The sequence below is a fragment of the Limnobaculum parvum genome, from assembly GCF_003096015.2.
GTDB lineage: Bacteria > Pseudomonadota > Gammaproteobacteria > Enterobacterales > Enterobacteriaceae > Limnobaculum > Limnobaculum parvum.
Window position 1 is genome coordinate 1 of record NZ_CP029185.2, and the last position, 8946, is coordinate 8946.

The 8946-nt window shown below is 46.0% G+C and carries 6 protein-coding genes; 5 read left to right on the plus strand and 1 reads right to left on the minus strand.

The genetic code is table 11. The features are described 5' to 3' along the window. The 4 genes from dnaA to gyrB are packed head-to-tail and all read left to right on the plus strand — an operon-like array spanning position 1 to position 6042. Entirely contained in the window at positions 1-1389 is a 1389-nt protein-coding gene (dnaA, locus tag HYN51_RS00005) for a chromosomal replication initiator protein DnaA (protein WP_108900964.1), read from the plus strand. Positions 1390-1394: 5 nt separating this feature from the next. Beyond that, on the plus strand, positions 1395-2495 hold the full coding sequence (gene dnaN / locus HYN51_RS00010; protein WP_108900965.1) for a DNA polymerase III subunit beta: 1101 nt from the start codon (positions 1395-1397) through the stop codon (positions 2493-2495). A 21-nt stretch (positions 2496-2516) separates the two neighbouring features. Continuing rightward, the gene (recF, locus tag HYN51_RS00015) at positions 2517-3602 is read left to right on the plus strand and encodes a DNA replication/repair protein RecF (RefSeq protein WP_108900966.1); all 1086 of its coding nucleotides are present in this window, start codon (positions 2517-2519) and stop codon (positions 3600-3602) included. Between the two features lie 19 nt (positions 3603-3621). Continuing rightward, positions 3622-6042, plus strand: a complete 2421-nt coding sequence (gene gyrB, locus HYN51_RS00020) for a DNA topoisomerase (ATP-hydrolyzing) subunit B (RefSeq protein ID WP_108900967.1) — start codon at positions 3622-3624, stop codon at positions 6040-6042. Between the two features lie 334 nt (positions 6043-6376). Here gyrB and HYN51_RS00025 read toward each other — a convergent pair whose 3' ends face one another. Next, positions 6377-7390, minus strand: coding sequence for a zinc-dependent alcohol dehydrogenase family protein (locus HYN51_RS00025; protein ID WP_108900968.1), 1014 nt, complete (start codon positions 7388-7390; stop codon positions 6377-6379). Between the two features lie 175 nt (positions 7391-7565). Between HYN51_RS00025 and HYN51_RS00030 the strand changes: the two genes are divergently transcribed. After that, the gene (locus HYN51_RS00030) at positions 7566-8471 is read left to right on the plus strand and encodes a LysR family transcriptional regulator (protein ID WP_108900969.1); all 906 of its coding nucleotides are present in this window, start codon (positions 7566-7568) and stop codon (positions 8469-8471) included. Positions 8472-8946: the final 475 nt, after the last annotated feature.

Sequence of the window (8946 nt, forward strand, 5' to 3'; positions counted from 1 at the left end):
GTGTCACTTTCTCTTTGGCAGCAGTGCCTTGCCCGACTGCAAGATGAATTACCTGCCACAGAATTCAGTATGTGGATTCGTCCGTTACAGGCGGAACTGAGTGACAATACACTCGCCCTTTACGCACCTAACCGATTTGTTCTGGATTGGGTTCGCGATAAATATCTAAATAATATTAATGCATTATTGAATGACTTCTGCGGTACTGATGTGCCCCAACTGCGTTTTGAGGTGGGTACTAAACCACCGGCGCCGGTCGGTCGTCCGGCAAAAGTGAATACCAATGGAAACGGGCAAACCAGTGCAGCTCGTCCTGCTGCAGTTCGCCCCAGTTGGGAAAGTACTTCGGCACAGCCGGAGCTCTCTTATCGTTCAGGTGTGAATCCTAAACATCAATTTGATAATTTCGTTGAGGGTAAATCTAACCAACTGGCTAGAGCTGCAGCTCGTCAAGTTGCAGATAATCCTGGCGGGGCTTATAACCCACTATTTTTATATGGTGGAACTGGGCTGGGTAAAACCCATCTGTTACACGCGGTAGGCAATGGCATTATTGAGCGCAAGCCGAATGCTAAAGTTGTCTATATGCACTCTGAACGCTTTGTTCAGGATATGGTGAAAGCATTACAAAATAACGCCATCGAAGAGTTTAAGCGTTACTATCGTTCTGTTGATGCATTACTCATTGATGATATTCAGTTTTTTGCTAATAAAGAGCGTTCACAGGAAGAGTTTTTTCATACGTTTAATGCGTTACTGGAAGGTAACCAACAAATTATTCTTACCTCTGACCGTTACCCGAAAGAGATTAATGGTGTCGAAGATCGTCTGAAATCCCGCTTCGGCTGGGGGTTGACGGTAGCCATTGAGCCTCCAGAGTTGGAAACTCGAGTCGCTATATTGATGAAGAAGGCGGATGAGAACGATATCCGACTGCCAGCAGAAGTCGCTTTTTTTATTGCCAAGCGCCTACGTTCTAATGTCCGGGAGCTAGAAGGGGCATTAAACCGAGTCATCGCCAATGCTAATTTTACTGGGCGTGCCATTACCATTGATTTTGTGCGTGAAGCCCTGAGGGATTTATTGGCGCTGCAAGAAAAGCTGGTTACTATAGATAATATCCAAAAAACGGTAGCGGAATATTACAAAATTAAGATCGCTGATTTGTTGTCTAAGCGGCGTTCCCGTTCCGTTGCCCGTCCGCGCCAAATGGCGATGGCATTGGCTAAAGAGTTGACCAACCATAGCTTACCGGAAATCGGTGATGCGTTTGGCGGCCGGGATCACACCACCGTGCTGCACGCCTGTCGTAAAATAGAACAGTTGCGAGAGGAAAGCCACGACATCAAAGAAGATTTCTCTAACTTAATCAGAACATTATCATCATAACGCTTATGAAATTTATCATTGACCGTGAACATTTAATTAAGCCGCTGCAGCAAGTCAGCAGCCCGCTGGGTGGCCGCCCAACGTTGCCTATTCTTGGTAACCTTCTGATTCAAGTTACAGACGGTTATCTGTTACTTACCGGTACCGATCTCGAAATGGAGATGGTTGCTCGCATTACGCTGACTCAGCCTCATGAGCCAGGAGCGATTACTGTTCCAGCGCGTAAATTCCTTGATATCTGTCGTGGGTTGCCCGACGGTGCAGAAATTAGTATCACTCAGGAAAACGATCGCATTCTGGTTCGGTCAGGCCGTAGCCGCTTCTCTCTCTCTACTCTGCCCGCGGCAGACTATCCGAATCTGGATGACTGGAAGAGTGAAGTGGAGTTTACGCTGCCTCAAGCTACGTTGAAGCGCTTAATTGAAGCGACCCAGTTTTCTATGGCACATCAAGATGTTCGTTACTATCTTAACGGCATGATGTTTGAAACTGAAGATGAAGAGCTGCGTACGGTAGCCACCGACGGTCATCGTTTAGCCGTGTGTTCAATGTCAGTGGGCCAGAAACTACCTCCTCACGATGTGATTGTACCGCGCAAAGGGGTGCTCGAGCTGGTACGATTGCTGGATAGCAGCAATGGCGATCTGCGTCTGCAAATTGGCAGCAACAATATTCGTGCTCACGTTGGTGACTTTATTTTCACCTCCAAGCTGGTTGATGGTCGTTTCCCTGACTATCGCCGCGTACTGCCAAAAAATCCGGATAAAACACTGGAAGCTAACTGTGATGAGCTTAAGCAGGCATTTGCTCGTGCGGCGATTCTCTCTAATGAGAAGTTCCGCGGCGTGCGTCTGTATCTGAATCAGAATCAACTGAAAATCACTGCTAATAACCCAGAGCAGGAAGAAGCAGAAGAGATTCTGGATGTGGTGTATGGCGGTACCGATCTGGAAATCGGTTTTAACGTTAGCTATGTGTTGGACGTGCTGAACGCGCTTAAGTGTGAAGATGTGCGTTTACTGCTAACCGACTCAGTATCCAGTGTACAAATAGAAGACTGTGCTAACACCAGCGCGGCCTATGTTGTTATGCCAATGCGTCTATAAGCGGGGCTACTGTACCACTGAATGGCTTTAACCCGCTTATTGATCAATGACTTCCGCAATATCGAATCGGCGGATCTCGCACCGTCCGCCGGCTTCAATTTCTTTGTCGGCCCTAACGGCAGCGGCAAGACTAGCGTACTGGAAGCAGTTTACACGCTCGGTCATGGTCGCGCCTTTCGTAGCTTGCAAACTGGGCGAGTTGTTCGTCATGAGCAGCAAGAATTCGTATTACATGGTAGAATAGCCGGTAATGAACGGGAGTTATCGGTTGGGTTACGTAAAAGCCGCCTTGGTGATACTAAAGTTCGTATTGATGGCAGTGATGACCATAAAGTCTCTGAGCTAGCCCAACTATTACCCATTCAGTTAATTACGCCAGAAGGGTTCACTCTATTAAACGGTGGTCCTAAATTTCGGCGAGCATTTTTAGACTGGGGCTGTTTTCATAGTGAGCCACACTTTTTTCATGGCTGGAGCAATCTCAGACGATTGCTGAAACAGCGAAACGCAGCGCTGCGTCAAACCCATCGCTATTCGCAAATTCGTCCGTGGGATCAGGAACTCATCCCGCTGGCGATGCGTATTAGTGAATGGCGTGCAGCGTATGCAGAAGCAATTGCACAGGATATTACCGCAACTTGTGCTGAGTTTTTACCGGAGTTCAACCTGTCATTTTCCTTCCAGCGCGGTTGGGATAAAGAGAGTGACTATGGTGAGCTTCTTGAGCGGCAGTTTGAGCGTGACCGGGCTTTGACTTATACGTCAGTGGGCCCACATAAAGCAGATTTTCGTATTCGTGCCGATGGAACGCCGGTGGAAGATTTGTTGTCGCGTGGCCAGCTCAAATTATTGATGTGTGCACTGCGTTTAGCTCAGGGGGAGTTTCTAACTCGCCAGAGTGGACGCCGTTGCCTCTATCTTATCGATGATTTTGCTTCTGAGCTTGATGTCCATCGCCGCAAACTGTTGGCAGATCGTTTAAAAGCCACTGGCGCTCAGGTTTTTGTCAGCGCCGTTAGTGCTGAACAGATCGCTGATATGATGGACAAAAAGGGCAAGATGTTCTCTGTAGAACATGGCAAAATAGAGCATCAACCACAGGATTAATAGTGAGCGAGAAACGCTAATGTCGAATACATATGATTCCTCAAGTATCAAGGTTTTAAAAGGTCTGGATGCGGTACGTAAACGCCCAGGCATGTATATCGGTGACACCGACGATGGTACCGGTCTGCACCACATGGTATTTGAGGTTGTCGATAACGCAATCGACGAAGCGCTGGCTGGCTACTGTAAAGACATCGTTGTGACTATTCACAGCGATAACTCCGTTTCCGTGCAGGATGATGGTCGTGGTATTCCTACCGGCATTCACGAAGAGGAAGGCGTTTCTGCCGCAGAGGTCATTATGACCGTACTACATGCCGGCGGTAAGTTTGATGATAACTCGTATAAAGTATCCGGCGGTTTGCACGGCGTGGGTGTTTCGGTCGTCAATGCGCTGTCTGACAAACTGGAACTGGTTATCGACCGTGAGGGTAAAACCCATAAGCAAATCTATCGCGGTGGTGTGCCGGAAGCACCTCTGAAAGTGGTAGGCGATGCGGATAGAAGCGGTACTCGCGTTCGTTTTTGGCCTAGTCCAGACACCTTCACTACTAACCTTGAATTTCAATACGACATTTTGGCTAAACGCTTACGCGAGCTGTCGTTCCTGAACTCCGGGGTCTCTATCAAACTGGATGATGAGCGCGATGATAAGCATGACCACTTCCATTATGAAGGCGGCATCAAGGCGTTCGTAGAATACCTAAATCGCAATAAAAATCCGATTCATCCATCCGTATTCTATTTCACGCATCAGAGTGAAAAAGACGGTATCAACGTAGAAGTTTCTCTACAGTGGAATGATGGTTTCCAAGAGAACATCTATTGCTTTACCAACAATATTCCACAGCGTGATGGTGGTACTCATCTGGCAGGTTTCCGTGCTGCAATGACCCGCACGCTGAATAACTATATGGAAAAAGAGGGTTACAGCAAAAAAGCCAAAGTCAGTGCTACCGGTGATGATGCCCGTGAAGGCCTGATTGCTGTGGTGTCGGTTAAAGTGCCAGATCCGAAATTCTCTTCACAGACTAAAGATAAGCTGGTCTCCTCAGAGGTTAAATCTGCTGTTGAATCCATCATGGCGGAAAAACTGTCTGATTACCTGCTGGAAAACCCAAGCGATGCCAAAATCGTGGTAGGTAAAATTATCGATGCAGCGCGTGCTCGTGAAGCGGCACGTAAAGCGCGTGAAATGACTCGTCGTAAAGGGGCATTAGATTTAGGCGGTCTGCCGGGTAAACTGGCAGACTGTCAGGAACGAGACCCCGCACTGTCTGAACTCTACTTAGTGGAAGGGGACTCCGCGGGCGGCTCTGCCAAGCAGGGACGTAACCGTAAAAATCAGGCGATTCTGCCGCTGAAAGGGAAAATCCTCAACGTTGAGAAAGCACGCTTCGACAAGATGCTCTCTTCTCAAGAAGTGGCAACCCTGATTACTGCGTTAGGCTGCGGTATTGGTCGTGATGAATACAACCCGGATAAGCTGCGTTATCACAGTATCATTATCATGACCGATGCTGACGTGGATGGTTCACACATTCGTACCCTGCTACTGACTTTCTTCTATCGTCAAATGCCGGAAGTGATTGAGCGTGGCTATATCTATATTGCCCAACCACCGTTGTATAAAGTGAAGAAAGGCAAGCAAGAGCAGTACATCAAAGATGATGAAGCGATGGATCAGTACCAGATCACCACCGCGTTAGATGGTGCTTCATTGTTTGTGAACCCACAGGCTCCTGCGTTAGCGGGTGAGCCTTTGGAGCGTTTGGTCGCAGAGTATTACAGCGTCCAGAAGATGCTCAAGCGCATGGAACGTCGTACACCGTTGGCACTGCTGAATCAACTGGTCTACCAGTCGACACTGAGTGAAGAAATCTTGGCTGATAAGGCTAAAACTCAGGGGTGGGTTGAATCGCTGGTTAATATTCTTAATGAGAAAGAGCAACATGGCAGTACTTATATTGCTCTGGTTCAGGAAAACAGCGAGCGGGCTATTTTCGAGCCGCTTATTCGTATCCGTACTCATGGTGTAGACACGGATTACAACCTGAATATTGATTTTGTATTGGGCAGTGAATATCGCAAGATGTGCCACTTGGGTGAGCAACTGCGTGGTTTGATTGAAGATGATGCCTTTATTGAGCGTGGCGAGCGCCGTCAGCCAGTGAGCTCCTTCGAGCAGGCTCTTGATTGGTTAGTTAAGGAATCACGCCGTGGGTTATCTATTCAGCGCTATAAAGGTCTGGGAGAGATGAACCCAGAGCAGTTGTGGGAAACCACTATGGACCCTGAAGGACGTCGTATGCTGCAAGTAACGATTAAAGATGCGATTGCTGCCGATCAGCTGTTCACTACGCTGATGGGGGATGAGGTTGAACCTCGCCGCGCCTTTATCGAGCAAAATGCGCTGAAGGTTGCTAACTTGGACGTGTAGTTAGCGGATTGTCGGATCCAGTCAGCAAAAACATGAAAGGAGCCAATTGGCTCCTTTTATTGTTTGTTTGACCCGTCCTAAATAACGTTGACATATTTTCCAGAGGTTTTAAGGCGAATATGATGAAACAATATGTTAAATGCACGTTGAGGGGCATGAAGGCCAATAGAACGAAAACGTACGCTAAGCTTAGTTTTCGTATGCTAAAGGGTGTACATATAGAAATTAGTTTTATAACTATATGAAAAATAAATTATTTACTTTCTTTGGCGCATGAGATTTGGCAGTCAGCAATGACCTGCCAAATTTTCAGGGGGAGAAAAAAGCGTTGCTATCAGTCAGAAATTTTGATGACGATTTTACCGAATGCACCTCGAGAAAGGTGTTTGAATGCTTCAACCGCCTCACTGAAATTATAAATCTGCTCAATCACCGGCTTGATATTGTGCTGATCGAGGAACGGGTTCATACGATCAAATGATGAACGTGGTGCAACAGCAATCCCACGGATAGTCGTCTGGCGGAAAATCATTGGCATCAGATCAAGCTGAGATGTCTGGCCAGTCAGAAAGCCGACCTGAGCAATAGTACCGGCAACTTTTGTCGCGGCAACCGATTGATTAATGCCATTGCCTCCGGCAACCTCTACCGTAATGTCAGCTCCTTTACCATTGGTCAACTCAAGGACTTTCTTTTCCCAGTCGGGATACTTTTTATAGTTGATCCCCTCATCGGCGCCCAGTGACTTAATACGCTCAAGATTGGCATCATTACTGGACGTCGCAATGACGTGTGCACCGAACGCATGTGCAATCTGTGCAGCAAAAACAGATACTCCCCCCGTTCCTTGTATTAGAACCGTTTGTCCGGGTTGCAGGTTGCCGATATCCATCAGGGAATACCATGCGGTCAGCGCTGCGATAGGGAGTGTTGAGGCTTCCTCATCGGTCATGTTTTCTGGGGCTTTGACTGCGCTGTTCTCATGAATGATCATATATTCTGCTAGGCCACCAGGTAGTGGCATCCCCATACACCACGCCGGCTCATCGGCCGCAGGCTCACCGTCTAACCAGCGTGAATACAGATGTGAATTAACACGTTCGCCTGTGCTGAAGCGGGTTACCCCCTCACCAACAGCGACAATGGTTCCCGCCGCATCGGAAACAGGAATAAGTGCTTTGGGAACCAGATGAGGTTCATAAAACCCCTCCACAATCGCCTTATCTCTAAAATTCAGGGAAACCGCACCCACTTTAATCAAAAGTTCACCTGGCCCCGGCGTTGGCGTCTCAACTTCTTCAAGTTGCAAATTTTCTAGACCGAAATCTTTCAATAACCATGCTTTCATTTTCTGTCGTTTCCACTTTGTATGTGTAAGATGCGGCAATGATAAAGAGGGATGCCTGTGGGAAAAAGCCATAGAAAATTACTTCAGTGTTATTGCAAGGGAAACAATCCGGCTGGGGTATAATCTCCGATATCAGTCATCAGTGGGTGGGATTTTCCTGCGGAGAATAAAAGATATGCGTTCTAACATGCTCGAGTTAATGAATGTTTTTGTTCATGTTGCCGAGCTACGCAGCTTCACTAAAGCCGCTGATGCCTTACAGTTACATCGTCCTGCGGTCAGTAAAGCCATACAACAACTGGAGGATGATTTAGGCGTTAAATTGCTGCATCGCACTACGCGTAGCCTGAGTATGACGGTGGAAGGAGATGAAATTTATCAAAGAGCAAAAGCACTGCTAACCGACGTCAACGAAATGATGGCTTCTGTTTCCCCGAGTCAACCACCTCGCGGACGTCTTCGTATCGATGCTCCACTGGCATTGACGCACGCTATCCTAGTTCCATCTTTAGGTGGATTTCAGGCTATCTACCCTCAAATTGAAGTTGTACTCACCGCTTCGGACCGCATAACGGATCTGATTTCAGAAGGGATAGACTGTGTTATTCGTCTGGGGGAACTTGATGATTCAAGTTTTATCTCACGCCGTGTGGGTAATATTCGTATGGCTACCTGTGCTGCTTCATCATATTTGGAAAAATACGGCATTCCCTTGACGCCGGATGATCTCGTGCAACACAAAGCCGTTAATTTTTTTAGTGAACACAGCCGTGAAGTTATGGAATGGAAGTTCAAAATGAATGGGGAAGTTATCTCGCGACGACCAGAAAGCGGCATGTTAGTTAACAATTCAGATGTGCTGCTATCTTGCGGTCTGGCTGGTCTGGGTATACTTCATGCTTTGAGTACTGCGTTGGAACCCCATATCCAGTCCGGCGAACTGACAGAAGTATTAACTGACTATGCAACCGTAACTAAACCCGTTTCCATTTTGTACCCTGACCGGCAGTACCTATCACCTAAAGTCCGGGTATTTATAGACTGGTTCTGCGAAATATTTGCAAAACAGCATCAACGTTAAGCAAATCATAAACCTCAGCGAAAATATTCAGGCGTCGTAAAAGTCGTTTGCTACCACCCTCACATAAAAAATCCTAACAATACATATTCTCCTTTATTTCCCGAAAATACTTAAAAAGGTTTTTACGCAAGAGATAAAAGGGGCGTAATAATCAATCAGTATCTTGCGTAATAAAATTGTAGTTTGGAGAGTTATTCTTACTGTTTACTTATTTATATTAATTTATTTTTTGCGATTAAAAATGTGAAATTAAATATTGATATTATTTTCATATCAAGATTGTTGTAAAAATAAATTATTTTATATCGATATTTACCCATATTCTTACCAATTAATCTTTTTTGTGGCTAAGTGATTTTTTGCGATTAAAAAGTAATATGCAAAAATTTAAAGTAAATATAAGCATATTTACTTATAAAATCAGAGTTAAATTTTAATTAATTAATTGAATTTTAATGATAAATTAATTTTATTT